This is a genomic window from Oleiphilus sp. HI0086 (assembly GCF_001635225.1).
The window spans coordinates 1-897 of the sequence record NZ_LWFZ01000109.1 but is presented as its reverse complement, the minus strand read 5'-3'; the positions used below and the strand labels follow the sequence as shown (position 1 = coordinate 897).

Below are 897 nucleotides of genomic sequence, written 5' to 3'. Positions count from 1 at the left end.
TATCCCCCAGATTTAACGCACTGAGTAATGCGCCGCCATTAGGGTCCGTCATAGCGGCTGTGCCTAAGGATAGAGACGCTCCATATTCAACCTGCATTAGGTAGCGATATTCATCGTCACTGCCTACTCGGTGCTGCAACAAAGCTGAACCGTCAATAAAATCAAGGTAGTCAGCGATACCATCATAGTCGGAATCTAGTCGCCCCTCGACGAAATCATTGACTCCATCACCATCAGAATCGTCATTTGCCGACAATGTAAGATAGGTATCAATCACTCTAAGATTTATACGTGCATTTGAAGCTTTACTTGGCGTACCGTTGTCTGTAACACTCACTTCGGCGATATATACGCCTGTACTTAAATTGACCGGATCAAAGGTAAGCGTTCTTGAGTCGCCGTCAAGGTCTACTAGCTGGTTGTCGGTTTTACTCCAGTCAAATGAGTGTGAGTCAGCCGAATTTAAATCATCAACAAGCGCATGAATAGTCACCAAGCCTTCACCTGAACTGAGCGTTGTAAGCGCCAAACCATTTTGCTCTGCGGTCACGTTTAATCTAGGGGCAATATTCGATTCTGTAATCGTGATCTGATGCTGCTCGTTCGCACCTATCACCGCATTGACCGGATCATTAAATGTAACGATAAGCTGCTCATCACTTTCAACAATTTGGTCATCTAAGACTTCTAGTACTAGCTCGGCAGTCATGCCTTCGTCAAAAATGACGACACCGCTGACCTTAGTGGACTGCTCGGTGACATTTGAGCTAGTAAGTAAGTCGTAATCATTTTCGTTAGCTGTACCACCAAGACTGTAAGGAACAAGCACAGGGTAAACTGGTGCCTCCCCAGATAAGCTCAAGTTAACTGAAACACGATTGTTTTCACTTGTGACCT

The 897-nt window shown here is 45.3% G+C and carries 1 protein-coding gene; it reads right to left on the bottom strand.

The window, feature by feature from the left end; translation table 11 throughout:
- Positions 1-897, bottom strand: an 897-nt coding sequence (locus A3756_RS27005; protein ID WP_197481093.1) for a hypothetical protein, incomplete at both ends; no start/stop codon positions are given.